A 25,152-nucleotide genomic window follows, 5' to 3' on the forward strand; every position below is an offset into this window, starting at 1 on the left:
GTAGCGCGCAGCCGTCCCTGGATTGCTTCGCCTGCGCTTCTCGCAATGACGGCCTATCGGCTCAGGCCGTCGCGCCGGCCCTGACCAGCTTGTAGGTGATGGAATCCACCAGCGCCTGGAACGAGGCGTCGATGATGTTGGCGCTGACGCCGACGGTGGTCCAGCGCTCGCCGGTTTCGTCGGCGGATTCGATAAGCACACGCGTCACGGCGTCGGTACCGCCCTGGAAGATGCGGACCTTGTAGTCCACCAGCCGCAGGCCCTCGATCAGCGACTGGTAGCGACCGAGATCCTTTCGCAGCGCGACGTCGAGCGCGTTGACCGGACCTGAAGCCCCCTCGGCCGCCGAGATCAGGATCTCGTCGCCGACCTTCACCTTCACGATTGCCTCGGAGAAGGTGACGAGTTCGCCCAGCGCGTTGTACCGGCGTTCGACGTTCACGGCGAAGCGCTCGATCTCGAAATAGGCCGGAACCTCCCCCATGATCCGCTTGGCAAGTAGAAAGAACGAGGCATCGGCGCCCTCGAAAGCGTAGCCCTGCGCCTCCTTCTCCTTGACCTCCTGCAACACGCGACCAAGCCTGGGGTCGTCGCGACCGATCGTGACGCCAATACGTTCGAGTTCGGCGACGAGGTTCGACTTGCCGCCCTGATCCGAGATCAGGACCTTTCGCATGTTGCCCGTCGCCTCGGGCGCGACGTGCTCGTAGGTGTTGGGGTCCTTCAGCACGGCCGAGGCGTGGATGCCGGCCTTGGTGGCGAAGGCCGAGGCGCCCACGAAGGGCGCATGCCGGTTGGGCGCGCGGTTCAGCATCTCATCCAGCGCTCGCGAGACATAGGTCAGCTCCGCGAGCTGCTTGTCGTCGACGCCCAGAACATAGCGCTCGCGATAACGGTCCTTGAGCTTCAGTGCGCCGATCAGCGTCACCAGATTTGCGTTGCCGCAGCGCTCGCCCAGCCCGTTCAGCGTGCCCTGGACCTGACGCACCCCGGCCTCGACCGCCGCCAGCGAATTGGCGACCGCGCAGCCGCAATCGTCATGAGCATGAATGCCGAGATGGTCCCCGGGCACGACCTTGATGACCTCGGCAATGATGGCCGAGATCTCCTGGGGCAGCGTGCCGCCATTGGTGTCGCAGAGCACGATCCAGCGCGCACCGGCCTCGTATGCGGTGCGGGCGCAGGCCAGCGCATAGTCGGGGTTGGCCTTATAGCCGTCGAAGAAATGCTCGCAGTCGAGCATGACCTCGCGGCCGGCGGCCCTGGCTGCTTCGACGCTCTCGCGGATACCGTCGAGATTCTCCTCCAGGGAAATCTCCAGGGCGACGCGGACCTGATAGTCTGACGCCTTGGCCACAAAAACGATGGCGTCGGCCTTGGCGTCGAGCAGGGCGGCAATGCCGGGATCGTTCGAGGCCGAGCGGCCCGGACGCTTGGTCATGCCGAAGGCGGCGAATTTCGCGCGCGTCGTCGGCTTTTCTGCGAAGAATGCCGTGTCGAGCGGGTTCGCTCCGGGATAGCCGCCCTCGACATAGTCGATGCCGAGCTTATCCAGCATCGCAGCGACCGCGCGCTTGTCGTCGAGCGAGAAATCGACACCGGTTGTCTGCGCGCCGTCGCGCAGCGTGGTGTCGAACAGGTGGATCCGGTCAGCCGTCACAGCTCACGCCTCAGCTTGAACCGCAGCACCTTCGGCATGACCATCGCCAGCATGACGAGCTTCATGGTCAGGGACAGCGCACCCGCGGGCCGGATTTTGGGAGCGTCGGCGCGGGTCATCGCTTCACTTCCCAGGTCGTGGCCGGCTCGCCGGTGGCGGGGTCCTTGCCGTCCTTGAGCGCGATGCCCATCGCGGCGAGTTCGTCGCGGATGCGGTCGGATTCGGCGAAGTTTTTGGCGCGGCGAGCTTCGAGACGGGCGGCGATCAGCCCGTCAATTGTCGCGCCATTGGCATTGACCATCGCCTCGGCCTTCAGCGCAGCTTGCGCCTGCAGCGCGACGCCGAAGCCCAGAAGCCGCAGCGCACCTCGCAGTCCGCTGGCGTCGCCGGCCCGGCGCAGGCGGTGAAGCTCGGCGAAAACCATCGCGGTGTTGAGGTCATCGCTCAAAGCGTCGACGATCGCAGCCGGCACGACTGCCTTCTCATCGCCGCGCGCCGCGACCTCCTGGAACTCCAGCAGCGTAGCTTGCGTCTCCTCCAACGCCTTCACCGTCCAGTCGATCGGCTGGCGATAATGCGTCTTGAGCATCGCAAGGCGCAGCACTTCGCCGGGCCATTTGCGCCCGCCAAACACCTCCGTCTCCAGCAGTTCGTTGATGGTCACGAAGTTGCCGAGCGATTTTGACATCTTCTCGCCTTCGACCTGCAGGAAGCCGTTATGCATCCAGTAGTTCGCCATGCGCCCTGCCCCGTCGGCGCCGCCGAAGGCGCAGCAGGACTGCGCGATTTCGTTCTCATGGTGCGGGAAGACCAGATCGATGCCGCCGCCATGGATGTCGAAGACGTTCTTCGAGGGATCGTCGCAAGCCAGCCCGCCGCCGAAGGGCGCGAGCAGCTTTGCCATCGACATCGCCGAGCATTCGATATGCCAGCCCGGGCGACCGGGCGTGGGGATGCCGCAGGGCGACGGCCAGCCGGGGTCGATGCCGTCGCGGCTGGGCTTCCAGAGCACGAAATCCATGGGGTCGCGCTTGTAGGGGGCAACATCAACCCGCGCCCCGGCGATCATCTCGTCGAGCGGGCGGCGCGCCAGCGAGCCGTATTTCGGCGCGTTGCGAAGCGTCTCGACCGCGGGCACGTGGAAGAGCACGTGCCCTTCGGCGACATAGGCGATACCTCGGGCGACGAGGCGCTCGATGATCGCCCGCATTTCCTCGATATGGTCGGTGGCGCGCGGCTCCTCGTCGGGCGGCAGGCAGCCCAAGGCAGCGATGTCCTTGTGGAACTGCGCCGTCGTCGCCTGGGTGACCTGCGCGATTGCCTCGTTCAGGGCCAAGCCCGGAAAGTCGCGGGCGGCGCGGGCGTTGATCTTGTCGTCAACGTCGGTGAGGTTGCGGGCGTAGGTGACGTGGGCGTCGCCATAGAGATGCCGCAGCAGGCGGTTCAGCACATCGAAAACGATGACCGGGCGCGCATTGCCGATATGGGCGTAGTCGTACACGGTGGGACCGCAGACATACATGCGGACGTTATGCGGGTCGATCGGAGTGAAATCCTCCTTCGTCCGCGTCAGCGTGTTGTAGAGCCTGAGCTGGGGCGACATCGCGAAAAGTCCCAAAAAGACGACAAAACAATTCCTGGCCGCTGGCCGGGGCGCTGTTGTCGGGGTCGTTTCAGGACGAAGACGTGAGCAGCCGGCCAGCGAGAGCTAGCGGCAAATAATGCAAATCCGGTTTGCGGCGCGCGTCATGACATTCTGCTTGCCTGTGCGCGGGCTTTGCGTCAAGAGGGCGGCCTGTTTGCTGCGGCGCACCATGGCCGGTCGCTTCACTTAAATTTAACCGATCGGAACCATTCTTCCGCTTCGAAGGTTCGGGCCGCACTGGTCTGGAGGAATCGTATCATGCGTCGCGCCATCGCCATCGTCGGCCTGCTTGGAATGGTTGGCGGAGGATTGTCGCTTTCGGTCCTTCCCGCGACCAAGACCGTCGCAGCCTCGAATGCCCAGCGCACCTTCCTGATTCCGGCCGGCGACGGCTACGGCGTCGCCGACTGCATCTCGACTAAGGCCGAGTGCGGCACGATCGTCGCCAATGCCTGGTGCGAGGCGCAGGGTTTTGCCAAGGCGACCGAGTTCGGCGTTGCCAACCGAGAGGACTTCACCGGCTCGCTGTCGAAGACGAAGCACGTCGAAGCCGCCGCAGCCGAGCAACCGCTGGTCATCACCTGCGGCGAATGAGCCTTCGGCTCACTTGATCCAGTCGGAACACTTCGGAACCTCGCCAGACGCGCCCCAGGGCATCACCGGCACGGTCGAGGTGGAGTTCTGCGGCGAACCGTCGATCAGCTTGTCGGTATAGACCAGATAGACCAGGACATTGCGCTTGGCATCGCAGCCGCGCACGATCTGCATCTTCTTCCAGATCAGCGAACGGCGCTCCCGGAAGACGACATCGCCCTGCTCGGCCTTCTCCTTGAACTTGACCGGGCCGACCTGGCGGCAGGCGAGCGAGACCTCCGAGACCTCCTCCGCCACGCCGAACATGCCCGATACCCCGCCCTTTTCGGGAACTGTGTAGTGGCAGGCGACGCCCTCGACGATAGGGTCGTCGACGCCATAGACCGCGAGCTTGTCGTTGGGCGTCATCATCTTCCAGACGGTCGACTTGCGGAAGATCAGGTCTTCCTGCGCGAGCGCCGGAAGTGCCGCGCCGGCAATGCCGAGCGTCAGCGCGAGGGCGGCGGCGAAAGTGGTTCGGATGCGCATGGAACTCTCCTAGTGCGGCGCAGGCTCGAGCGCTCGCTGCGGGGATATGGCCCCGCAGACGCGCCGGCGCCAGAGGCCGCTTAGCCGGCCAGCGGCCTGAAGGCGAGATAGGCCGCGGCGACGGCGCCGATGATGCCGGCTGAGAACAGCACCAGCTTCAGTCGGGTCGCGGTGGATGCAAAGGCCGTGTCGCCGGGCTCGACCCGGGGATATTTGTCGAGCAAGCGCGCTAGAGCGAGGTTCTCGGCGACGTCGCAAAGCCCGCCCAGAACCCAGCCGCCTCCGCAAAGGGCTGCGACCCACCAGGGCTGCCCGCGCATGAAGAGTCCGGCCACGATGATCGCGCCGACGATCGCGTAGATGAAGGCAAAGGCGGCATCCGCCGGCAAGATGCGGCTGCGATAGCGGGCCCGGCGTTCATCGCCATAGGCGGCAAACAGCTTTTCGACGTCGGCGACGTTGAAACCGTCCCAATCGTTCTCGAGCAGGCGCGGCACGCCCTGCCGGCTCGCCCATACGCCGACCAGCCAGAACAGCAACATCACCAGCACAGGCCCCCAGATGAAGAAGGCGAGCGGGATGGTGGTCGGATAGAGCGGCACAGCGTCGATCATGGCGGCTAGGTCTCGCGGAGAAATCACGGAGACGAGCGTAGCGTGCCTACGCGAGCAAGGCCACGGCTTCTCGCGGCTTAGACCAGCGCTTCCGCGGCGGCACCGCCCCGGCTCGAAACCGGGGCGACGCCGCGCGCGACGCTCATTCGGCGTGCGGCAGGATCTCCTGCTCGATGGCGCCGAAGATCGAATGGCCGGCGGCGTCCTTCATCTCGATGCGGACGCTGTCGCCGAAGCGCAGGAACGGCGTCGCGGGTGCGCCGTGCAGGATCGTCTCGACCATGCGCTGCTCGGCGATGCAGGCGTAGCCCTGCCCGCCATCGGCGAGGGAGCGGCCGGGACCGCCATCGGCGGCGCGGTTCGAGACCGTGCCGGAGCCGATGATCGTGCCGGCGCCGAGGGGACGCGTCGCGGCCGCGTGGGCGATCAGCGTGCCGAAGTCGAAGGTCATGTCGATGCCGGCCGACGGCTTGCCGAAGAGCTTGCCGTTGCGCAGACACAGCAGCGGCAGGCTGAGCTTGCCCTCGCTCCAGGCCTCGCCGAGTTCGTCGGGCGTCACCGTGACGGGCGAGAATGCGGTTGGTGGCTTGGACTGGACGAAGCCAAAACCCTTCGCCAGTTCGTTGGCCACGAGGTTGCGCAGGCTGACGTCATTGGCGAGCATCACCAGGCGGATATGCTTTTGTGCGGCGGCGGCGCTCGTGCCCATCGGCACGTCGTCGACGATCACCGCCACCTCGCCCTCGAAGTCGATCCCGTGGTCCTCGCTGCGGGCGCGAACCGGCTGGCGCGGACCCTGGTTCGAATCGGAACCGCCCTGGTACATCAGCGGATCAGTCCAGAAGCTCTCCGGCAGCGTCCCGCCGCGCGCCTTCCGCACGAGGTCGACGTGGTTCACGTAGGCCGATCCGTCGAGCCATTGGTAGGCGCGCGGCAACGGCGCCGCGCAGTGATGCTCGTGGAACCGGAAAGACGGCACGGAGCCGTGCTCGAGGCTCTCGGCGAGGTCGGCCAGACGAGGGGCATGCCGACCCCAATCGTCGAGCGCGGCCTGGAGCGTCGGCACCACGGGAAAGGCGTCTGTCGCCCGGGTGAGGTCATTTGAGACGACGACGAGCCGGCCATCTCGTCCATTCACAAGCGACGCGAGTTTCATGTCTTTTCATTCCTCCGCAGACACGCCAGAAAGGGCTCAACAAGCTTTTGGGAGGAGACCATATGAAACGTCGCGACTTTTTGAAAACTGGCGCTCTTGCCGCCGCTGCGACCCCAGTCGCGATGCCTGCTCTCGCCCAGTCTCAACCCGAGGTGAAATGGCGCCTGACCTCGAGCTTCCCGAAGTCGCTCGACACGATCTTCGGCACCGCCCAGCAGTTCGCGCAATATGTCAGCGACGCCACCGACGGGAAATTCCAGATCCAGGTGTTTGCTCCAGGCGAGATCGTGCCCGGCCTGCAGGCGCTCGACGCGGTCTCCTCGGGCACTGTCGAATGCGCGCATTCGCCCACCTATTTCTATATCGGCAAGGACCCGACGCTCGGCCTCGGCACCGGTATCCCGTTCGGCCTCAATGCCCGCCAGCAGCATAGCTGGTGGTATTTCGGCGGCGGCGAGCAGATCGTGAACGGTGTGCTTGATCGCTTCAACGCCTATTCGATCCCCTGCGGCAATTCCGGCTGCCAGATGGGCGGCTTCTTCCGCAAGGAGCTCAACGGGGTCGAGGACCTCAAGGGCCTGAAGTTCCGCATTGGCGGCATGGGCGGCGCGGTGCTCTCCAAGCTCGGCGTCGTGCCGACGCAGATCGCTCCCGGCGACGTCTATCCGGCGCTGGAACGCGGCACGATCGACGCCGCGGAATTCGTCGGCCCGTATGACGACGAGAAGCTCGGCTTCATCCGTGTCGCCAAGTATTACTACTATCCCGGCTGGTGGGAGGGCGGCGCCATGCTGCACCTGATCATCGGCAAGGAAGCCTGGGCGAAGCTGCCCAAGCACTACCAGGCGATCGTGCAGCATGCCTGCGACGCCGCCAACAACTGGATGCTGGCGAAATACGACTTCGTGAACCCGGGCGGCCTGCGCCGACTCGTGGCCCAGGGCGCGCAGCTCAAGGCCTTCCCGATGCCGGTGATGGAAGCCGCGCTCAAGGCGGCCGAGGAGTATTACGCCGAAACCTCGGCCACGAGCCCGGACTTCAAGAAGGGCTATGAGTCGATGGTCGCGTTCCGCGGCGAGAACCTGCTCTGGTGGCAGTTCGGCGAGCTCTCCTACGACGCCTTCATGAACCGCCTGAAATCGCGCTGAGCCTGTCGCCCCTCCCGCTCGGGCGCGGGAGGGGCGCTGCCATTTTCCGGAAGGCGGGCTTTGACAAGCGGCGCGGGCATCGACAGATGGTACGACGCTGGGTTCCAAGTCCTTCCGATCGGCCGCATGTGAAATCGCCCTCCTCCCCATCCGAGACCGACACCGCCCAGAACGCGCAGCCGCTGCGGCTGGAGCAGTTCCTGCCCTATCGCCTGAATGTCGTGGGCGCCTTCGCCAGCCGCGGCCTGGGCCGAATCTACGAGGCGCATTTCGGCATCGACATCCCGCAATGGCGGGTCATCGCGCAGCTTGGCGAGTTCGGGAAGTTGACCTCGCGCGACATCGGCGAGCTCGCGCAGATGCACAAGACCAAGGTGTCGCGCGCGGTCACGGAGCTTGAAAGCCGCGGCCTGATCTCGCGGACCGCCAACAGGCAGGACCGTCGCGAATCCTTCGTCGCCCTGACGCCCGCCGGAACCCGGATCTACGCCCAGATCGTGCCGCTGGCGCTGGCGTTCCAGGCGCGCTGGACGGAGGGCATAGCCGCAGACGAACTCAAGGTGTTCGAGCGCGTGCTGTCGACGCTGAACGAGCGCGGCCGCCATCTGGCTGGCAGTTATCGCAGCGACGAAGGCTGATTGCCGGAAACTGCCGGATATGGCATGCGGAGCGTGGTTCCTGCCGCGCGAATCCGCTGTGCGTCGCCACGCGGCAGTCCTTAGTTCGGTCGCGTTTGGCTGATGAAGTTGCTGACAACGTCAAGCGGTGCGGCGAAAGCCGGCCAGCAAACAGGTGATGTGGCCCGACCGGCGATGATAGTCCAGTTTACCCGACATCTCGGTGTGGTGCTGACGGCACTGGTTGGCCTCAGCGGCGCCGCCTTCGCGCAATCCCCGGCCTGCAATGCCTGGCGTTCAGAACTCGCCAGCCTGCAGGGCCAGCGCGGCGATGGGCGCGCTGCGCAGGCAGCCCAACGCGTCGGCGCCCAGCTCGCCCAGGCCACGAACCAGTATCGCGCCATGGGCTGCGAACGCGGCGGCTTCCTGTTCTTCGGGGAGGCCGCGCCTCCGCAATGCGGCGGCCTGCGTGCGCAGATCAACCAGTTGCAGGCCCAGCACGGCTCGCTCCAGCGCCAGGCGTCTGGTGGCGTCGAGGAACGTCGGGCCCAGCTGACCGCCGCGATCGACAACAACTGCCGCGCCCAGCCGCAGCAGCGTGGATTCTTCGATACGATATTCGGTGTCGAGCCGCGCCGCGGTGAAATCGAGACCACCCTGCCCGAGCTCGAGCCCGAGCAGTCGATAGATGGCGAGCCCGAGCGTCCGCGCATGGGTGGCCCCTATACGGTCTGCGTGCGCAGCTGCGACGGCTTCTTCTTCCCGCTCGCCAACAGCCCCGGCGGCGGCGCCAGCCAGGACGAGATGTGCCAGGCCCTGTGCCCGGGCACCGAGACCTCGGCCTTCGGCATGCAGAGCGGCGGCGACATCCAGAATGCGGTGTCGCGCGGCGGCACGCCCTATGCCTCGCTTCCGAATGCCGGCAAGTATACCCGCAGCTTTGACGCCGCCTGTACCTGCAAGCCGCAGGGCCAGAGCTGGGCGCAGACGCTGAAGGAAGCCGAATACCTGCTCGACAAGCGCAAGGGCGACGTCATCGTCACCCAGCAGCGCGCCGACGAGTTGTCCCGCCCGCGCGTGCCCGACCCCAAGCGAGCGGATCCGAAGCGGCGTGGCGCGCCGGCCCCGACGGTTCAACCGGCGGCCGTGCCAGACGCCGTCGACGAGAAGCCGATGCCCTCCGAAAACTCGCCGACATCCGGCACGGAGTCCGCAGGCGTAGGACCCGACAGCGTAGGTGAGCGCGTGCTGGACAAGGGCGACGGCGTCCAGCGCGAGACCCGCAGCGTCACTGGGGAGAAGCGGACCGTGCGTATCGTCGCACCGAACCTTGCGCCGAATCTTGGCCCATCAAGCACCAGGAATTAGCAAGACTCGGCTTAGTTCCATGCCCGTAACGCATATCTACCCATTCTAATACGCAAACACAGTCCCTAGACGCATATCAAAACAACGCGCATTGAAGGTCGATCCCGGAGACGGGGGCGCCGACCAGGACTGCGCACGCTGCTTGAGCTCAACAGCGCATCACCGGGCGCCTCCCCAGCATTGGAGGCCCGTGATGGCCGAGACGCCCGCGACGCTGCATCCCCATCCAATCGAGTTCGACGACGCGAAGCGGCGGATCAAGGCGATCTTCATCGGCTCGGTCGGCAATCTCGTCGAGTGGTATGACTTCTATGCCTATACGGCGTTCGCGCTGTATTTCGCGCCGGCCTTCTTCCCCTCGCACGACCCGGTGGTGCAGCAGCTCAACGCAGCGACACTGTTTGCCGCCGGCTTCATCGTCCGGCCGATCGGCGGATGGCTGTTCGGGCATCTGGCCGATCGCTATGGCCGGCGCCTCTCGCTGACAGTCTCGGTGCTGATGATGTGCTTCGGCTCGCTGATCATCGCCGCGACCCCGACCTATGCCACGATCGGCTTCGCCGCTCCCGCCCTGCTGGCGCTGGCGCGCATCATCGAGGGCCTCAGCCTCGGGGGCGAGTACGGCGCGAGCGCGACCTATCTCACCGAGGTCGCCGATCCCGAGCATCGAGGCTTCTATTCGAGCTTCCAGTACGTCACGCTGATCGGCGGCCAGCTCACCGCCATCGTCGTGCTGCTGCTGCTCCAGAACGTCTTCCTGACCCATGAGCAGTTGGTCGACTGGGGCTGGCGCATCCCCTTCGTGATCGGCGCGCTGCTGGCGATCACGGCGATGTACATGCGCCGCCACATGCAGGAGACGGAGGCCTTCACCGAGGCCAGCAAGAACCCGGTCAAGCGCCAGAGCTCGCTGCGCGGCCTGCTGAAGTATCCGCGCGAGGTCGCGCTGGTGGTCGGCCTGACGGCCGGCGGCACGGCGGCGTTCTACACCTTCACCACCTACATGCAGACCTTCGTGAAGCAGACGGTCGGCCTCTCCGACCTGACCACCACCTATGTCATCGCGGGTTCGCTGATCTTCGCGGCAATCCTGCAGCCGATCTATGGCGCGATCTCCGACCGCGTCGGCCGCAAGCCTCTGCTGATCTTCTTCGGTGTCGCGGGCACGCTCTTGACGGTGCCGATCCTGACGACGCTTGCCGGCACCAAATCGCCCTGGATGGCGTTCCTGCTGATCTCGGGAGCCTGGATCTTCGTCGCCGGCTACACCTCGATCAATGCGGTGGTGAAGGCCGAGCTGTTCCCGACCTCCATCCGCGCGACGGGCATCGCAGTGCCCTATGCCGTGACGGTTTCGGTGTTCGGCGGCACGGCGCCGGCGATCGCGCTGTTCTTCAAGCAGCAGGGCCACGAGCAGTGGTTCTTCTACTACCTCGCCGGCGTGATCTTCGTCTCGCTCCTGGTCTACGTGACGATGCGCGACACCAAGCACGCCTCGGCGATGCACCGGCACGATTGACGCCCGCTCCGTCATTGCGAGCACAGCGAAGCAATCCAGGGAGACCTCGAGCCCTGCGGCTCTGGATTGCTTCGTCGATGCGCTCCTCGCAATGACGGCTATGGCGGGTCAGGCGTTTTCGCCGGCGAGCCGCTTCAGCGCCCTGTCGCGGCCGATCAGCGGGAGCAGCGCGGCGAGTTCAGGGCCGTGCTCCAGCCCGGTCAGCGCCAGACGCAGCGGCATGAACAGGGCCTTCCCCTTCGTGCTCGTCGCGGCGCCGACGGCTTGCGTCCAGCTTTTCCAAGTGGTCGCGTCGAACGGCTCCGGCGGCAGCAGCGAGGCGGCGGTGGCGGCGAATGTCGGATCGACATGAGCGGAGTCCAGCGGCCCCTCGACCACCCGCCACCAGTTCCTCGCGTCCTCGAGCTTGCCCAGATTGCCACGCACGGCGAGCCAGAAAGGCTCGCCCGCGGGTATTCCGAGAGCAGCGAGGCGGTCAGCCACCGCAGCGTAAGGCAACTGGTGCAGCGTACGGGCGCTCAGCGTCTCGACCTCGTGCTCGTCGAACTTGGCCGGCGCGCGCGAGATATGGCTGAGGTCGACCAGCCCGGCGAGTTCATCGAGGCTCGCAACCGGACGCACGGCGTCCGAGGAACCGACCAGCACCGCCAGCGCCGCAACGGCCAGGGCCTCGACGCCATTCTCGCGCAGGCCACGCAGCGAAAGATGCCCGAGCCGTTTTGACAGCCCCTCGCCGCTCGCGGTGGTCAGCAGATTGTGGTGGCCGAACTCCGGCAGCGCCGCGCCCAGCGCCTCGAACATCTGGATCTGGACTGCGGTATTGGTGACGTGATCCTCGCCCCGGATGACATGCGTCACGCCGGTCTCGATGTCGTCCACCACCGAGGGCAGGTGGTAGAGGTAGCTGCCGTCCTCGCGGATAACGACCTGGTCCGACAGCGAGGCGCAATCGACATGGGCCTCGCCACGCACGAGATCGTTCCAGGCGACGTTGCGCGGCTCGAGCATGAAGCGCCAATGCGGCTTGCGCCCCTCGGCCTCCAGCTTCGCCTTGTCTTCGGCCGTGAGTTTCAGCGCCGCGCGGTCATAGATCGGCGGCAGGCCGCGCGCGAGCTGGCGCTTGCGGCGGCGGTCGAGCTCATCGGCGGTCTCGTAACAGGCGTAGAGCCGGCCGGCGGCGCGCAGCCTGTCGGCAGCGGCATCATAGAGCGCAATGCGGTCCGATTGCCGGATGACGAGGTCGGGCTTCACGCCCAGCCAAGCGAGGTCTTCGGCGATCGCATCCGCGAATTCCGGCTTCGAGCGCACGAGGTCCGTGTCGTCGTAGCGCAACAGGAAGCGCCCGCCATGCCGCTGCGCGAACAGCCAGTTCAGCATGATGGACCGGACATTGCCGATGTGGAGATAGCCGGTCGGAGACGGGGCGGTGCGGACGAGCGGAGTTGTCATGCGCGGCTTATGAGCCCTTTGCCGATTCCAGACAATCGGTCAGACGCAAGCGGGACCATCAGTGCGCCAGCGCCGCGCACACGCTCTCCGGGCAACCGGCCTAGATATCGAAATTATCCGTTGCCGGCCGCCCTACCCCCTTTGGTCAACGCTTGATCGGGTTCAAGCCTTGGCTCACCGTCATCGTTGAAACCGTGCGCGATCGGGTAGCGGCTCTCTCCGTTCACGGCTTTTGCGCTGAGCCTGACACCGGGTATCGCGTCGTGCCGAGCCCGCTGCGTAGACCTCAGGCCCCGCTCGACCGATTTGACCGTCTCCAGCTCGTGCCCCAAGGCAACCACGTCGAAAACGCCCACCTCATCCATGAGCAGGTCCAGGATGTCATCGAGACGCCCTGCTGGAGCGGGTCCGAGTTCGGGGACGACCGGACCATCGGGCCCCAAGGCCGCTGCCGGCCGCCAGCGATTTCGCAGGGCTGCAAGGCGATGCGCCTGGGTCGCGGAGACGTCCTTGAGCGGCTGGAAGCTGGTATCAGGGGCGCCGTGGACCAGGCTGGCCCCGCACGCCATGGCCGATCTGTTCCTCGTTGCTAGCAGGACATACCCCAACGCCGCCGACCGCGCCGCCAGGATGACGCCACGCGCCCTGTCCGCGAGATCGGCGCGCATCGCATCGCTTGGGGCGTAGGCAGCGCTATCGGCCAATGCGGTTTCGAGCGCCCGTGCCAGTGGGGCCAGCGAGACTGTCTCCAGGCGGGCACCGAGCGGGTGGAGGCCGGTCTGCGGATCCTCCGCAGTGTCCTGTCCACCTGACGCAGATGTCATCGCCAAGCAGACGACGCGATCGGCTCCGAGCGCATCGACCGCGAGCACGGCACAGAGGCTCGCTTCCAGCAGCCCGCAGACTTCGATCGCAGCGCCTGCTGCGCCTGTCTTGCCGATATAGTCACGCAGGCTCAGCACGATCGCGGCATAGTCCGCCTCGTCGCCCGTTTCGATCGCAGCGATGTCGCCCGGAGAGCAACGCCAGTTGCCGGATTCGCGCTGCCATTGCGTGAGAGCAATCTCTTCGCGGAACGCGGGTAGTTGCCAGGCCAGCGTGCGGTCGCCGTTCAGGACGAAGGATGCGCCGTCGAAGACCAGTTCGTCCTGCCCGCCAACCTGGTTGAGCTGGACCAGCGGCAGGCCGGATTCGACTATGCGCGCGACTGCGAGGTTCATCCTGATATCGCAGACATCGCGGTGGTAGGGCGACGCGCAAGGGGCCAACAGGATCTCGGTACCGGTCTCGGCCAGGCATTCGACGACGTCGTCGCTCAAAATGTCCTCCCCGATCACCGGGCCGAGCCGGACCTTGTCGCGAAACAGCATCGGGCCGGGCAACGGTCCGCGCGCAAGCATCCGGGTCTCGTCCCGGATGCCCCGGTCGCAGAGGGCCGCCTTGAAGCGCACAGACTGGATGACGCCGCCATCGAGCAGCGCATAGGCGTTGTAGAGCCTGCCCTCCTCGCGCCAGGGCAAGCCGATCAGGATGGCAGGCCCGCCGTCGGCGGTCTCGCGCGCCAGCTCCTCGCAGGCCCTGCGGCAGGCATCCTGAAAGGCCGGGCTCGCCAGGAGGTCCAGTGCTGGCGCACCGCTCAGGAACAGTTCCGGCAGCACCAGCAGTTCCGCGCCGGCGGCATGGGCAGGTGCGCGGGCGGCGAGCACCTTTGCGGCGTTGCCGGCGATATCGCCGATGGCAGGGTTCAGCTGGGCAAGGGCAATGCAAAGAGACGTCGCGTTCATCGCCTGCCTCTAGCCCGGTGTCGCAATGGCGGCAACGTAGCTGGAACGCCGGGACTTCTGGGCGCTTAACCTGGTGTTAGGGTTAATCGGCGATGAATTGTGGACGAGCCTCACGCCATTACGTGCCGGCTGCCGTTCGGAGAACCGACGATGCGTATTCGCCAGATCCAATTCATGGGCGTTGCTGCCCTCCTGACCGCGACAATCCTGACGCCTGTCGCTTCTGGCGCTGCCGATTATCCGGTGCTGCGTGGCAGCCAGACAGAGGATCTGCCGCCGTCGCCATCCGAGGTATTTGGCCAAGCCGACTGGAACGGGTTCTATGTCGGCGGCTTCGGTGGCTACACCGATGCAAATTTCCAGGTTGGGCGCGGCGCTGCCAATCTCGTCGCGAACCATCTCAGATCGACTACCGTCGAAGCGGAGATGCAGGCTTCTTCGCTTTTAAACATGCCGAGCTTCGGCAAGCGCGCTTCGACATTCGGCGGCTTCGCCGGATATAATTTCCAGATCGGAGATGTCGTTGTTGGCTTGGAAGCGGACTATACCCGTCACAGCGCAAAGGGTGAATCCGTGGATGCCATCGGACGTAGCCGGGTGCTCAGCGACGGATACAATACCTCGGTCTTCCTGCAGGGCGCGACCGCTGCCGAGCTGAAGGACGTCGGCACGCTGCGTGTGCGCGCCGGCTATGTCATGGGGCCGTTCATGCCGTTCATCACGGGCGGTCTCGCCATAGGTAATGGCTCGGTGGTCAGTCGAGCGAGCGTTATAGCCGCCGGGTACGATGCCAACCCCGCGGAGGACCCGGTGCTCCAGTCCTATTCATCCGCTTCCGGCACACTCATCAGCAGCCGCAAGAACTCGACCATGCTCGGCGGAACTGTCGGAGCGGGCGTCGAGGCGCTGTTCGGAGGCTTGTTGCTGCGGGCCGAAGCAAATTACGTGCGAATGGAAGCTCAGGGCAACGTCGTCGTGGAGACGACGACCGCGCGAGTCGGCGCCGGCGTCAAATTCTGAACCATCGCCTCTCAGGTTACAAAAAAGGCCGGGCTTGCGCCCGGCCTTTTCGTTTTGACTGGCGCCGTTGCGGCTACTCGGCCGCCTCGACCTCGGGGCGGGCCTTGCCGGCACGGTCGCGCTTGACCAGCTCGGCAACGAGGAAGGCCAGCTCCAGCGCCTGCTCGGCATTGAGGCGGGGGTCGCAGACCGTGTGGTAGCGGTCGTTGAGGTCCGCATCGGTCATGCCGCGCGCGCCACCGGTGCATTCGGTGACGTTCTTGCCCGTCATTTCCAGATGCAGGCCACCGGCGTGGGTGCCCTCGGCCTGATGGACGGCGAAGAAGTTCTTCACCTCGGACATGATCAGGTCGAAGGGCCGCGTCTTGTAGCCGCTCGCCGCCTTGACCGTGTTGCCGTGCATCGGGTCGCAGGACCAGACGACGTTGCGCCCTTCCCGCTTGGTGGCGCGCACCAGCGCGGGGAGGTTGTCGAAGACCTTGTCGGCACCGAAGCGGCCGATCAGCGTCATGCGGCCGGCCTGGTTTTGCGGATCGAGCACGTCGATCAGTTTCAGCAGGCCGTCGACCGTGGTCGAGGGACCGCATTTCAGGCCGATCGGGTTCTTGATGCCGCGGAAGAACTCGACATGGGCATGGTCGAGCTGGCGTGTGCGATCGCCGATCCAGAGCATGTGCCCGGAGGTGTCGTAATACTCACCGGTGGTCGAGTCGGTGCGGGTCATCGCCTGCTCGTAGCCGAGCAGCAGCGCCTCGTGGCTGGTGTAGAAATCCGTCGTGCGCATCTCGGGATGCGTCTCGGGATCGATGCCGATGGCGCGCATGAAGTCGAGCGCCTCGGTGATGCGCTCGGCCACCTGGTTGTAGCGCGACGAGGCCGGAGCATCCTTGACGAAGCCCAGCATCCAGCGATGCGCGTTGTCGAGATTGGCGTAGCCGCCGGTCGCGAAGGCGCGGATGAGGTTCAGCGTGGCGGCCGACTGGCGATAGGCCTCGAGCTGGCGACGCGGATCGGGGATGCGCGCTTCGGCCGTGAACTCGTTGTCGTTGACGATGTCGCCCTTGTAGCTCGGCAGCTCGACGCCGCCGATCGTCTCGGACGGGGCCGAGCGCGGCTTGGCGAACTGACCGGCGATACGGCCGACCTTCACCACCGGCGAGCCGCCGGCGAAGGTCAGGACCACCGCCATCTGCATGAACAGACGGAAGAAATCGCGGATGTTGTCGGCAGAGTGCTCGCCGAAGCTCTCGGCGCAATCGCCGCCCTGCAGGAGGAAGGCCTCACCGGCCGCGACCTTGCCCAACGCCCGTTTGAGCTTGCGCGCCTCGCCTGCAAAAACGAGCGGCGGAAAGCCGGCGAGCTGCTGCTCGACCGCCTTCAAGGCTGCCTGGTCCGGATACTCCGGAATCTGCTGGACGGGCTTTGCCCTCCAGCTCTCGGGCGTCCACCGCTCGGACATCACACTCATGCTCCTGCTTGCAAATCGCGCCCGTTAACCGTTTGTCAGCGCGAAGCCGCGCCTATACACCGATACGCCCGGGCTGACCACCTCCGAGGTGACGTACCGCACGCCCGACCGATCGGCAGCGCCAGCGCAATCGACCGATACCGATTCATTTCAGCGTGCTAGCCTGATCTATTGAGATCTCGGTTTCAGCTGTTTGCTGATTGGTTCAACACCCTCGCATCTTGAATCAATACGTTTGCATATTGAACGCAGCGATCACTTCCCCGCCTAACATCAGGCGCGTGCAGTGGCTTGCGCTCCCATCGCGCCCAACCTATTTTATCAACTAGTCTGAATTTCAGGTTTGAATTCTATGGTCACGATTGGCGCATTCGAGGCCAAGACGCATCTCTCCTCGCTGCTGGAGCGCGCGGCAGCGGGCGAAGATGTCGTCATCACCAAGCACGGCAAGCCGCTCGCCCGACTCGTGGGCGCGAACGATCCTGACGCCGCGCGCCGCAGCGAGGCTTTTGAGCGCCTGAAGCTCGCGCGCAAGGGCGTCACGCTTGGCGACCTCACCTGGCAGGAACTGCGTGACGCAGGACGGCGCTGATGCTCGTCCTCGATGCCTCCATAGCATTGTCATGGTGCTTCGAGGACGAGGCTTCACCCGAGACCGACGCAATCGCCGAGCGCGTGCAGGGCGAAGGAGCGATCGTGCCAGGCCTGTTCCAGTTGGAACTCGGAAACATCCTGCTCCAGGCGCAACGTAGAGGCCGAATCTCGGCTGCTCAGATCGCAATGCGGATTGCGCTGCTGGAAGACCTGGCGATCGCGACCGACACCGAGACATCCGCACGGGCCTTGCGCGAAACACTCGCTCTGGCGCGCACGCACGCCTTGACCAGCTACGATGCGGCCTATCTGGAACTCGCACTGCGCAAGGGCGCGGTGCTGGCAACGCGGGACCGAGCCCTGGCAAACGCTGCGAGGGCGCTGGACGTCCCGGTCCTGCCTTGATCCCTACCCCGCCCGCGCGGTCCGCATCGTCACGAGTTCTTCCGCCGCGCTGGGGTGCAGCGCGATCGTGCGGTCGAAATCGGCCTTGGTCGCGCCCATCGTCACGGCGATCGCGACCGCCTGAATGATCTCGCCGGCATCATGGCCCAGGATATGGACGCCGAGCATCTTGTCGGTTTTCGCGTCGACCACGAGCTTCATGTAGATCCGCTCCTGCCGGCCGGAGATCGTCGCCTTCATCGGCCGGAAGGCGGATTCGAAGACACGGACGTCATGGACCGCCGCGATCGCCTGCTGTTCGGTCAGACCGACTGAGCCGATCTCCGGCGTGGTGAACACGGCCGAGGCGACCATGCTGTGGTCGGTGGTCCAGGGCTTTCCGCCAAAAATGGAATCCGCAAAGGCGTGCCCCTCGCGGATCGCGACAGGCGTCAGGTTGATGCGGTTCGTGACGTCGCCGACCGCATGGATCGAGGGTACGTTCGAGGCCGAGTCGGCATCGACCAGGATCTGGCCAACGGGGCCCAGCTTCACGCCGGCCTCCTCCAGTCCGAGGCCAACCGTGTTGGGACGGCGCCCGGTGGCGACCAGCACCACCTCGGCGTCGATCGGATCGCCCTTGGCGCAATGGGCGCGGCGGGAACCATCAGGCAGCAACTCGATGCGATCAACGGTGCAGCCCAGCCGCATGGTGATGCCGGCGTGCTGGAGCGCATCGCGCAGGCGCGTGCGGATATCCTCGTCGAAGCCGCGCAGGATGTTGTCGCCGCGATGCAGCAGCGTGACCTCGACCCCGAGACGCGCAAAAAGGCTGGCGAATTCGAGCGCGATATAACCGCCGCCGATCACGAGCATGCGCTTGGGCAGGCTCGGCAGGTGGAATACCTCATTGGAGGAGATGCCGAGTTCACCGCCGGGGATCGGCGGATCGAAGGCCGGATAGCCACCGGTCGCCACCAGGATATGGCGGGCGCGGACGAGTTCGCCGCTCTTGGCGAGCCTGACCTGATGCGGCCCCTCGACGACGGCGCGCTCCTCCCGGATCGCGACCTTGGCGCCCTCAAGTCCCTTGCGGTAAAGCCCGGACAGCCGCGTAACCTCGTTGGCAACTGCATCCCGCAAGGTCGGCCAGTCGAAGCTCGGCTTGGCGACCGTCCAGCCGAAGCCCGCCGCATCCTCGAAATCATCGGCGAAGCGGCTGGCGTAGACGAAGAGCTTCTTGGGCACGCAGCCGCGGATGACGCAGGTGCCGCCGATGCGATCTTCCTCCGCGATCATGACGCGGGCGCCATGGCCCGAGGCGATGCGGGCCGCGCGCGTACCGCCCGAACCGGCACCGATGACGAAAAGGTCGACGTCGAAATCAGCCATGTCGATTGTCCTGAGCTTCCGTCTGAAGGGTCGTCTGCCGAAGTGCCAGCCATAGCACCGCCGCGGCTGCCGCCAATGAGGCAATCCACCAACCCTGCCAGGCCCCATGCGCCACAGCGGCGATGCCGAAGGCCGAGGCGAACAGTGCAAGGCGTGGCGCCAATACCCCGCGCGCAAGTCGCCGCAGCCGCCACAAGCAGGCGAGGCCAGCGAAGCCCAGCAAGGCCGCGCCGATCGCGCCGGTTTCGGTCCAGGCCTGGATCGGCGCGCTGTGCGGGTGGCCGACGGCCAGCATCTCGCGATGCGCGGGCGAGACCGATTGCGCGACCGGGTGATTTTCCAGCGCGGCTGTCGCGCCGAAGCCGGAGCCTACGAGCGGGTGGAGCCGAATGGCCTCGCCAAAGCTCAGCCAGATATCGACGCGGGCGCGGGAATGGGAGCTGGAAAGCTGCTGGTGCAGCGCCTCGGGCATCGCCCGGTCGACGAGTTCCCCGATCACCGGCGCCGTCAGCATGGTCACCGCAAAACCCAGCGCGACGACCGCGAGCGTCAACCTGGGAACCAGCAGGGCAAGCACCCAGGTCCCGGCCATGATCAGCAGGCCGAGCTTGGCGGCGCCACTTTCGGAAACGAAGGTCGCACTCGCGACGAGGACGACCGTGAGGACGCACAGCAAGCGATCGACCGACCCGCCATTGGGGCGGGCCCAGAGCCCGGGCAGCACGGCGGCAGTCAGCATCAGGCTGGTCAGCACGGGGCGGTTGAAGACGTCGGTGCGGTTCACGCCCTTGCCCAGTCCCAGCATGACGCGTTGCGACAGGCCGATCGCGAGCTCGAGCAGCATCAGTGCCGCGGCAATGCAGAGCGCAAGCGCAAGCGCCCGATAGAAGACGGAGTTCAGGCGCAGCTGGCTGCTGGCGACCAGGGCGAGGCCGCAGAGCAGCGGCAAGGCAAGCTCGCCCCACATGGACAGCCCCGGACCGAGCCTGTGGCTCCAGCCCACCGAGACGAGAGCCCAGGCCAGGAACAGGCCGATGGCAAGACCGATGGGGCTCGCCAGCCCCGCTCCCATCCGACTCAGGAGCGGCCGGAACCCTTCGCTCAACCAGGCGGCGGCAAGCAGCGAGACTGTGCCGAGACCGAAGATCAGGGGCGCCGAGCGATTGGCGAGCCACATCGCGACGGGCAACGCAACGAGCAACCCGGCGCCGAGCTGGCCAAGACGCCGCGCACACAGGGCCTCGGCACGGGGAGCGAAAGGATCAAGGCTTACGACAGGGCGCGCGTTCATGGCGCCTGCGCTTACGCGATTGGGCCGCGAACGCCTAGAGGCTGCGCGAGCGAGAGCGGCGGGCGCGCTCGTTTCCTCCCGCGAAGCTGCAGCGGAACTGTGCCGCAAGGAATGGCTCCGGCCACCTTATACACTTAGGGCGAGTTGACGTAGCGAGGGCAGCGATGCGACTGCTGTAGGGTGTGACAAAATGCGCGGAAATCCGCGATCGGAGGAAACAATGCTCACATCCATTCTCAAGCGCTCGGCCGTAGCGGCCGTGGCGCTCGCCGGCCTGACGACGGCCGCTTTTGCCCAGCTCGAACTCAAGATCATGGCACCGGCCTCGCCCGGCGGCGGCTGGGACGGCACGGCGCGCTCGATGCAGCAGGCGCTGATGGCATCCGGCATCGCCAAGAGCGCACAGGTGACGAACGTCACAGGCGCCGGCGGCACCATCGGCCTGTCGCAACTGATCAACGCCAAGGGCGACGGCTCGCAGCTGATGGTCAACGGCTTCGTCATGGTCGGCGCGATCCTGCTGAACAAGTCTCCCGTCACCCTGGCCCAGACGACCCCGATCGCACGGCTCACCGCCGAGGCGCTGGTCATCGTGGTTCCCACGGACTCGCCGATCAAGTCGGCCAAGGACCTGGCCGAGCGGGTCAAGGCCGATCCGGCCAAGGTCACATGGGCTGGCGGCTCGGCCGGCGGCGCCGACCACATCCTCGCCGCGCTCTTTGCCGAGGCCGCCGGTGGCGACCCCAAGAAGATCAACTACATCCCGTTCTCGGGCGGCGGCGAAGCGCTGGCAGCCATGCTCGGCGGCCGCGTCACGGCCGGCATCTCGGGCTATGGCGAATTCGAAGGCCAGATCAAGGCCGGCAAGCTGCGCGTCATCGGCGTGTCGGCACCCAAGCGCCTCGACAACGCTCCGGACGCGCCGACCCTCAAGGAAGGCGGCGTCAGTCTCGAGCTGCTGAACTGGCGCTCTGTCGTTGCCCCTCCGGGCCTCAGCGACGCGCAGCGCAAGACGCTGTCGGACGCTGTCGAGAAGCTGGTCAAGTCGAAGGAATGGGCTGAGATCCTCAAGGCCCGCGGTTGGGACGACGCCTATCTCGGCGGCGCCCAGTTCGAGGCCTTCATGAAGACGGAGACCGAGCGCGTCTCCAAGGTCATGCACGACGTCGGCCTGGTGAAGTAAACCCGGCGCCTACGCCCGAAGACAGGCAAAGGGGCCGGGAGACCGGCCCCTTTGTCGCCTCAACCCATCTTCTCGCCCGCAATGCACGCCTACCGGCACCGGGGACCGCCATGATGCACGAAAATCTGAGACACGGCCCCGATCGGCCAGCCCTGGTCGTAGGCCTCCTGCTGCTGATAGTTGCCGCCCTTGTCGGCTATGACGCCTCGCAGCAGACCATCACCTCGAATTACGGCGTCGGCCCCACCGCGATGCCCTACGTCGTCTGCATCGGCCTCGTCACGCTCGGGCTCGCGCATTTCTTCGTCGCCTTCCGCGAGGGCCTGCCCAAGCCCGACGCAGCCGACGGTGGCGCCCTGCTCTGGATCGTTGCGGGGCTGGTCGCGCTGATCGCCTGCATCGCGCTCGGCGGCGGCTTCATCATCGCGATCACCATCGTGTTCGCCTGCACGGCGCGTGGCTTCGGCCGGCGGGCGCTGCTTGTCGACGCGATCATCGGCTTCGTGCTCGGCCTCGTGATCTTCGTGGTCTTCGCCAAGCTTCTGACCTTGCTGCTCCCGATGGGGCCGCTCGAACGTCTCCTCGTCTGAAGGCGACCGATCATGGACACCACACTTGCCCTTCTGAACGGCTTCAGCGTCGCGCTCGAGCCTTCCAAGCTGCTCTTCTGCCTGGTCGGCGTGTTCCTCGGCACGGCCGTCGGCGTGCTGCCGGGCATCGGCCCGGCGCTGACGGTGGCGCTGCTGCTGCCGGTGACGTTCAAGCTGGACCCGGCCGGCTCCATCATCATGTTCGCCGGCATATACTATGGCGGCATGTACGGGGGCTCGACGACCGCGATCCTGCTGAACGCGCCTGGCGAGAGCGCGTCGCTTGCAACCGCGCTCGAAGGCTCCAAGATGGCCAAGGCCGGACGCGGCGGGCCGGCGCTGGCGACGTCGGCGATCGGCTCGTTCGTGGCCGGCACCATCGCGACGCTGGGCCTCGCCTTCCTGGCGCCCTGGCTCGTCGAGATCGCGGTGAAGTTCGGCCCCTGGGACTACTTCGCACTGATGATCGTCGCCTTCGTCACGGTTTCTGCGACCTTCGGCGATTCGCCGTTGCGGGGCCTCACCAGCCTGTTCCTGGGCATCACGCTCGGCCTGATCGGCATCGACAAGCTGACCGGGCAGGCGCGCCTGACCTTCGGCGTGCCCGAACTCCTGAACGGCGTCGAGGTGACCACACTCGCGGTCGGACTGTTTGCCGTCGGCGAAGCGCTCTACGTCGCCAGCAAGCGCGCTCATGCGCCCGAGGAGATCATTCCGATCAAGGGCTCGCTGTGGATGACCAAAGAGGACTGGAAGCGCTCCTGGGCGCCCTGGCTGCGCGGCACCGCCTTCGGCTTTCCGATCGGCGCCCTGCCCGCGGGCGGCGCCGAGGTGCCGACCTTCCTGTCCTATTCGACCGAGCGTAAGCTCTGCAAATATCCCGACGAGTTCGGCAAGGGCGCGATCGAGGGCGTCGCCGGTCCCGAGGCCGCCAACAACGCCTCGGCGGCGGGCACGCTGGTGCCACTGCTGACGCTGGGCCTGCCGACTTCGGCGACCGCCGCGATCATGCTGGCGGGCTTCCAGCAATACGGGCTCAATCCCGGGCCGCTGCTGTTCGCCGAGAAGCCGGACCTCGTCTGGGGCCTGATCGCCTCGCTGTTCATCGCCAACGTGATGCTGGTGATCATCAACCTTCCGCTGATCGGCATCTGGGTGAGGCTGCTGGCGATCCCGCAGCCCTGGCTCTACGCCGGCATCCTGGTCTTCGCGACCATGGGTACGCTGGCCGTCAACGCATCGCCCGTCGAGCTCGGCATGCTCTTCGTCTTCGGGTATCTCGGCTATCTCATGCGACGCTACGATTACCCGGTTGCGCCGATGGTGGTCGGGTTGATCCTGGGGCCGATGGCGGAAGCGCAGCTCAGGCGAGCCTTGCAGATCAGCCTCGGCGATCCGATGATCCTGCTGGAGAACCCGATCTCGGCGACCCTGCTCGGCCTGGCCTTCATCGCGCTGGTTGCGCCCTTTGCCATGAAGGGGCTGAACAAGTTCAAGGCTTCGGAGGACTGAGCGGAAGCCTGATGGCCTGACATTGCCCCCCGGGCATCGCTTGCGCTGAGCAATCGGCGGCGATGCCCGAACAAGCGCGACGTGAATGTGTTGAAGTGAGACCGGGAGACCGCGAACTCCGCGCCCCTCCCTGTCGGACGGAGGACGCACCATGACGGACATCTCGCTCCAGGCTTCCCCAACGACCAGCCCCGCAGAGCCGAGCCTTCATCGCGTGATGGGGCCGTGGCTGCTGCTGCTATTCATCGTCGGCGACATCCTCGGCACCGGCATCTATGCGTTGACAGGCCAGGTCGCCAAGCAGGTCGGAGGGGTGGTCTGGCTGCCGTTCCTGGTCGCTTTCGTGGTCGCGATGATCACGGCTTTCAGCTATCTCGAGCTGGTCACGAAGTACCCGCGGGCCGCCGGCGCCGCGCTCTACACGCACAAGGCCTTCGGGATCCATTTCATCACATTCATCGTCGCCTTCGCGGTGATGTGCTCGGGCATCACGTCGGCTTCCACGGCCTCGCGCGCCTTTGCCGCCAACATGTCAACCGCCTTCGGACTCGGGCTAAGCGGCTTTGGGGTCACCCTGATCGGGCTGGGCTTCATGGTCCTGGTCGCAATCGTGAACCTGCGCGGCGTCGGCGAGAGCGTGAAGGCGAACGTCGTCCTCACCTGTGTAGAACTGACCGGGCTCCTGATCATCATCTGCATCGGCGTGATGGCGATCATGGCGGGCCAGGGCGACGTGTCGCGTGTGCTGGAGTTCAAGACCGCCGTCGACGGCGGCGCCTTCTGGCCGGTGATCGCGGCGACCACGCTGGCGTTCTTCGCCATGGTGGGCTTCGAGGACTCCGTCAACATGGCCGAGGAATGCGAGAACCCGACGCGCATCTTCCCGAAGGTGCTGCTGGCCGGCCTCGTGATCACCGGCACGATCTACGTGCTCGTCTCGATCTCTGCGATCACCCTCGTCCCGCCCGAGGAACTCGGCGAAGGCGAGACGCCGCTGCTGAAGGTCGTGCAGGCCGGCGCGCCGAATTTTCCGATCTGGATCTTCGGCTTCATCACCATGTTCGCGGTCGCCAACAGCGCGCTGATCAACATGCTGATGGCGAGCCGGCTGGTCTATGGCATGAGCCGAGAGCATGTCCTGCCGCCGCTGCTGGGCAAGGTGCACGCGAAACGCCGCACGCCCTATATTGCGATCGGCTTCACGTCGCTGCTGGCCTTCGCACTGATCACCTTCGTCGGCGAGGTGCCAGCTCTGGGAGGGACCACAGCGCTTCTGCTCCTGTGCGTGTTCTGCGTCGTCAACTTCGCGGTGCTCGTCCTGCGCAAGGACAAGGTCGAGCACCGGCATTTCCGCACGCCGACGCCGCTGCCTATCCTCGGCGCGCTGGCCTGCGCCTTCTTCGCGGGCCCGTGGACCGGCCGCGCCATGGTGCAATACGAGATCGCCGGCGTGCTGATCGGGATCGGCGTCCTGCTCTGGCTCGTGACCGTGATGATAAATCGCGCCAGCGGCGTGCAGCCCGGTCATCCCAGAGGCCAGGATCTCGGACGTGCCGGGCCGGTGAACTGAGCCAACCGGACGGGAAACAGGGACTGGTCCAGAAACAGGAAACCCGCCGGCGCGTCGGCGCAGGCG

At 66.0% G+C, this 25,152-nt stretch carries 23 protein-coding genes; 12 read left to right on the forward strand and 11 right to left on the reverse strand.

What is annotated here, in order from left to right:
- Positions 1 to 61: 61 nt before the first annotated feature.
- The 3 genes from cimA to cysS are packed head-to-tail and all read right to left on the reverse strand — an operon-like array spanning position 62 to position 3,263.
- On the reverse strand, positions 62 to 1,660 hold the full coding sequence (gene cimA / locus AC1D2L_RS03495) for a citramalate synthase (protein ID WP_476844414.1): 1,599 nt from the start codon (positions 1,658 to 1,660) through the stop codon (positions 62 to 64).
- Entirely contained in the window at positions 1,657 to 1,779 is a 123-nt protein-coding gene (locus AC1D2L_RS03500) for a hypothetical protein (protein ID WP_476844415.1), read from the reverse strand. Before AC1D2L_RS03500 ends, cimA begins: the two co-directional genes overlap by 4 nt.
- Complete coding sequence (gene cysS / locus AC1D2L_RS03505; protein ID WP_476844416.1) at positions 1,776 to 3,263, reverse strand: cysteine--tRNA ligase; 1,488 nt, start codon at positions 3,261 to 3,263, stop codon at positions 1,776 to 1,778. Before cysS ends, AC1D2L_RS03500 begins: the two co-directional genes overlap by 4 nt.
- Positions 3,264 to 3,563: 300 nt before the next feature.
- Between cysS and AC1D2L_RS03510 the strand changes: the two genes are divergently transcribed.
- Positions 3,564 to 3,899, forward strand: a complete 336-nt coding sequence (locus tag AC1D2L_RS03510; protein ID WP_476844417.1) for a hypothetical protein — start codon at positions 3,564 to 3,566, stop codon at positions 3,897 to 3,899.
- A 9-nt stretch (positions 3,900 to 3,908) separates the two neighbouring features.
- Here AC1D2L_RS03510 and AC1D2L_RS03515 read toward each other — a convergent pair whose 3' ends face one another.
- From AC1D2L_RS03515 to AC1D2L_RS03525, 3 genes are all read right to left on the reverse strand, one after another.
- Positions 3,909 to 4,427 carry a CreA family protein gene (locus tag AC1D2L_RS03515; protein ID WP_476844418.1) on the reverse strand — a complete coding sequence of 173 codons (519 nt, stop codon included), beginning with the start codon at positions 4,425 to 4,427 and terminating at the stop codon, positions 3,909 to 3,911.
- Between the two features lie 80 nt (positions 4,428 to 4,507).
- Positions 4,508 to 5,041, reverse strand: coding sequence for a hypothetical protein (locus AC1D2L_RS03520; RefSeq protein ID WP_476844419.1), 534 nt, complete (start codon positions 5,039 to 5,041; stop codon positions 4,508 to 4,510).
- A 142-nt stretch (positions 5,042 to 5,183) separates the two neighbouring features.
- On the reverse strand, positions 5,184 to 6,197 hold the full coding sequence (locus tag AC1D2L_RS03525; RefSeq protein ID WP_476844420.1) for a fumarylacetoacetate hydrolase family protein: 1,014 nt from the start codon (positions 6,195 to 6,197) through the stop codon (positions 5,184 to 5,186).
- A gap of 62 nt (positions 6,198 to 6,259) precedes the next feature.
- Between AC1D2L_RS03525 and AC1D2L_RS03530 the strand changes: the two genes are divergently transcribed.
- The 4 genes from AC1D2L_RS03530 (at position 6,260) to AC1D2L_RS03545 (ending at position 10,849) form a co-directional block, all read left to right on the forward strand.
- Complete coding sequence (locus tag AC1D2L_RS03530) at positions 6,260 to 7,345, forward strand: TRAP transporter substrate-binding protein (protein ID WP_476844421.1); 1,086 nt, start codon at positions 6,260 to 6,262, stop codon at positions 7,343 to 7,345.
- Between the two features lie 128 nt (positions 7,346 to 7,473).
- Entirely contained in the window at positions 7,474 to 7,983 is a 510-nt protein-coding gene (locus tag AC1D2L_RS03535; RefSeq protein ID WP_476844422.1) for a MarR family winged helix-turn-helix transcriptional regulator, read from the forward strand.
- Between the two features lie 174 nt (positions 7,984 to 8,157).
- A complete protein-coding gene (locus AC1D2L_RS03540; RefSeq protein WP_476844423.1) occupies positions 8,158 to 9,330 on the forward strand; it encodes a DUF2865 domain-containing protein in 1,173 nt (390 codons plus the stop codon).
- A gap of 193 nt (positions 9,331 to 9,523) precedes the next feature.
- Positions 9,524 to 10,849 carry an MFS transporter gene (locus tag AC1D2L_RS03545; RefSeq protein ID WP_476844424.1) on the forward strand — a complete coding sequence of 442 codons (1,326 nt, stop codon included), beginning with the start codon at positions 9,524 to 9,526 and terminating at the stop codon, positions 10,847 to 10,849.
- 108 nt (positions 10,850 to 10,957) lie between these two features.
- On the opposite strand, the gene AC1D2L_RS03550 is transcribed toward AC1D2L_RS03545, so the two are convergent.
- Together AC1D2L_RS03550 and AC1D2L_RS03555 are read right to left on the reverse strand one after the other, a co-directional pair.
- The gene (locus AC1D2L_RS03550) at positions 10,958 to 12,298 is read right to left on the reverse strand and encodes a glutamate--tRNA ligase (protein ID WP_476844425.1); all 1,341 of its coding nucleotides are present in this window, start codon (positions 12,296 to 12,298) and stop codon (positions 10,958 to 10,960) included.
- 113 nt (positions 12,299 to 12,411) lie between these two features.
- A complete protein-coding gene (locus AC1D2L_RS03555; RefSeq protein ID WP_476844426.1) occupies positions 12,412 to 14,082 on the reverse strand; it encodes a nitrilase-related carbon-nitrogen hydrolase in 1,671 nt (556 codons plus the stop codon).
- Positions 14,083 to 14,232: 150 nt separating this feature from the next.
- On the opposite strand from AC1D2L_RS03555, the gene AC1D2L_RS03560 reads away from it, so the two are divergent.
- Positions 14,233 to 15,102 carry an outer membrane protein gene (locus tag AC1D2L_RS03560; protein WP_476844427.1) on the forward strand — a complete coding sequence of 290 codons (870 nt, stop codon included), beginning with the start codon at positions 14,233 to 14,235 and terminating at the stop codon, positions 15,100 to 15,102.
- A gap of 73 nt (positions 15,103 to 15,175) precedes the next feature.
- On the opposite strand, the gene AC1D2L_RS03565 is transcribed toward AC1D2L_RS03560, so the two are convergent.
- Positions 15,176 to 16,561 carry a class II 3-deoxy-7-phosphoheptulonate synthase gene (locus tag AC1D2L_RS03565; RefSeq protein WP_476844428.1) on the reverse strand — a complete coding sequence of 462 codons (1,386 nt, stop codon included), beginning with the start codon at positions 16,559 to 16,561 and terminating at the stop codon, positions 15,176 to 15,178.
- Positions 16,562 to 16,922: 361 nt separating this feature from the next.
- Between AC1D2L_RS03565 and AC1D2L_RS03570 the strand changes: the two genes are divergently transcribed.
- Both AC1D2L_RS03570 and AC1D2L_RS03575 read left to right on the forward strand, forming a co-directional pair.
- The gene (locus AC1D2L_RS03570; protein WP_476844429.1) at positions 16,923 to 17,162 is read left to right on the forward strand and encodes a type II toxin-antitoxin system Phd/YefM family antitoxin; all 240 of its coding nucleotides are present in this window, start codon (positions 16,923 to 16,925) and stop codon (positions 17,160 to 17,162) included.
- On the forward strand, positions 17,162 to 17,569 hold the full coding sequence (locus AC1D2L_RS03575) for a type II toxin-antitoxin system VapC family toxin (RefSeq protein ID WP_476844430.1): 408 nt from the start codon (positions 17,162 to 17,164) through the stop codon (positions 17,567 to 17,569). The genes AC1D2L_RS03570 and AC1D2L_RS03575 overlap by 1 nt, the downstream gene beginning before the upstream one ends.
- A 3-nt stretch (positions 17,570 to 17,572) precedes the next feature.
- Here AC1D2L_RS03575 and gor read toward each other — a convergent pair whose 3' ends face one another.
- Together gor and AC1D2L_RS03585 are read right to left on the reverse strand one after the other, a co-directional pair.
- A complete protein-coding gene (gor, locus tag AC1D2L_RS03580; protein WP_476844431.1) occupies positions 17,573 to 18,940 on the reverse strand; it encodes a glutathione-disulfide reductase in 1,368 nt (455 codons plus the stop codon).
- Complete coding sequence (locus AC1D2L_RS03585) at positions 18,933 to 20,231, reverse strand: O-antigen ligase family protein (protein ID WP_476844432.1); 1,299 nt, start codon at positions 20,229 to 20,231, stop codon at positions 18,933 to 18,935. The genes gor and AC1D2L_RS03585 overlap by 8 nt, the downstream gene beginning before the upstream one ends.
- A gap of 220 nt (positions 20,232 to 20,451) precedes the next feature.
- Here AC1D2L_RS03585 and AC1D2L_RS03590 point away from each other — a divergent pair, with 220 nt between their 5' ends.
- The 4 genes from AC1D2L_RS03590 (at position 20,452) to AC1D2L_RS03605 (ending at position 25,086) form a co-directional block, all read left to right on the forward strand.
- Entirely contained in the window at positions 20,452 to 21,414 is a 963-nt protein-coding gene (locus AC1D2L_RS03590) for a Bug family tripartite tricarboxylate transporter substrate binding protein (protein ID WP_476844433.1), read from the forward strand.
- Positions 21,415 to 21,524: 110 nt separating this feature from the next.
- Entirely contained in the window at positions 21,525 to 22,004 is a 480-nt protein-coding gene (locus AC1D2L_RS03595; RefSeq protein WP_476844434.1) for a tripartite tricarboxylate transporter TctB family protein, read from the forward strand.
- A gap of 12 nt (positions 22,005 to 22,016) precedes the next feature.
- A complete protein-coding gene (locus AC1D2L_RS03600) occupies positions 22,017 to 23,516 on the forward strand; it encodes a tripartite tricarboxylate transporter permease (RefSeq protein WP_476844435.1) in 1,500 nt (499 codons plus the stop codon).
- A 151-nt stretch (positions 23,517 to 23,667) separates the two neighbouring features.
- Positions 23,668 to 25,086 (forward strand): APC family permease, encoded by a 1,419-nt coding sequence (locus AC1D2L_RS03605; protein ID WP_476844436.1) that lies wholly within the window; start codon positions 23,668 to 23,670, stop codon positions 25,084 to 25,086.
- Positions 25,087 to 25,152: the final 66 nt, after the last annotated feature.

The organism is Allobosea sp. P1_B10 (assembly GCF_056406735.1).

Excerpts from the sequence above, each read along its gene's own strand:
- AC1D2L_RS03500 (WP_476844415.1), bottom strand. The coding sequence starts at position 1,779 with ATGACCCGCGCCGACGCTCCCAAAATCCGGCCCGCGGGTGCGCTGTCC.
- cysS (WP_476844416.1), bottom strand. The coding sequence starts at position 3,263 with ATGTCGCCCCAGCTCAGGCTCTACAACACGCTGACGCGGACGAAGGAG.
- AC1D2L_RS03510 (WP_476844417.1), top strand. The coding sequence starts at position 3,564 with ATGCGTCGCGCCATCGCCATCGTCGGCCTGCTTGGAATGGTTGGCGGA.
- AC1D2L_RS03515 (WP_476844418.1), bottom strand. The coding sequence starts at position 4,427 with ATGCGCATCCGAACCACTTTCGCCGCCGCCCTCGCGCTGACGCTCGGC.
- AC1D2L_RS03520 (WP_476844419.1), bottom strand. The coding sequence starts at position 5,041 with ATGATCGACGCTGTGCCGCTCTATCCGACCACCATCCCGCTCGCCTTC.
- AC1D2L_RS03525 (WP_476844420.1), bottom strand. The coding sequence starts at position 6,197 with ATGAAACTCGCGTCGCTTGTGAATGGACGAGATGGCCGGCTCGTCGTC.
- AC1D2L_RS03530 (WP_476844421.1), top strand. The coding sequence starts at position 6,260 with ATGAAACGTCGCGACTTTTTGAAAACTGGCGCTCTTGCCGCCGCTGCG.
- AC1D2L_RS03540 (WP_476844423.1), top strand. The coding sequence starts at position 8,158 with ATGATAGTCCAGTTTACCCGACATCTCGGTGTGGTGCTGACGGCACTG.
- AC1D2L_RS03545 (WP_476844424.1), top strand. The coding sequence starts at position 9,524 with ATGGCCGAGACGCCCGCGACGCTGCATCCCCATCCAATCGAGTTCGAC.
- AC1D2L_RS03550 (WP_476844425.1), bottom strand. The coding sequence starts at position 12,298 with ATGACAACTCCGCTCGTCCGCACCGCCCCGTCTCCGACCGGCTATCTC.
- AC1D2L_RS03555 (WP_476844426.1), bottom strand. The coding sequence starts at position 14,082 with ATGAACGCGACGTCTCTTTGCATTGCCCTTGCCCAGCTGAACCCTGCC.
- AC1D2L_RS03560 (WP_476844427.1), top strand. The coding sequence starts at position 14,233 with ATGCGTATTCGCCAGATCCAATTCATGGGCGTTGCTGCCCTCCTGACC.
- AC1D2L_RS03565 (WP_476844428.1), bottom strand. The coding sequence starts at position 16,561 with ATGTCCGAGCGGTGGACGCCCGAGAGCTGGAGGGCAAAGCCCGTCCAG.
- AC1D2L_RS03570 (WP_476844429.1), top strand. The coding sequence starts at position 16,923 with ATGGTCACGATTGGCGCATTCGAGGCCAAGACGCATCTCTCCTCGCTG.
- AC1D2L_RS03575 (WP_476844430.1), top strand. The coding sequence starts at position 17,162 with ATGCTCGTCCTCGATGCCTCCATAGCATTGTCATGGTGCTTCGAGGAC.
- gor (WP_476844431.1), bottom strand. The coding sequence starts at position 18,940 with ATGGCTGATTTCGACGTCGACCTTTTCGTCATCGGTGCCGGTTCGGGC.
- AC1D2L_RS03585 (WP_476844432.1), bottom strand. The coding sequence starts at position 20,231 with ATGAACGCGCGCCCTGTCGTAAGCCTTGATCCTTTCGCTCCCCGTGCC.
- AC1D2L_RS03590 (WP_476844433.1), top strand. The coding sequence starts at position 20,452 with ATGCTCACATCCATTCTCAAGCGCTCGGCCGTAGCGGCCGTGGCGCTC.
- AC1D2L_RS03595 (WP_476844434.1), top strand. The coding sequence starts at position 21,525 with ATGATGCACGAAAATCTGAGACACGGCCCCGATCGGCCAGCCCTGGTC.
- AC1D2L_RS03600 (WP_476844435.1), top strand. The coding sequence starts at position 22,017 with ATGGACACCACACTTGCCCTTCTGAACGGCTTCAGCGTCGCGCTCGAG.
- AC1D2L_RS03605 (WP_476844436.1), top strand. The coding sequence starts at position 23,668 with ATGACGGACATCTCGCTCCAGGCTTCCCCAACGACCAGCCCCGCAGAG.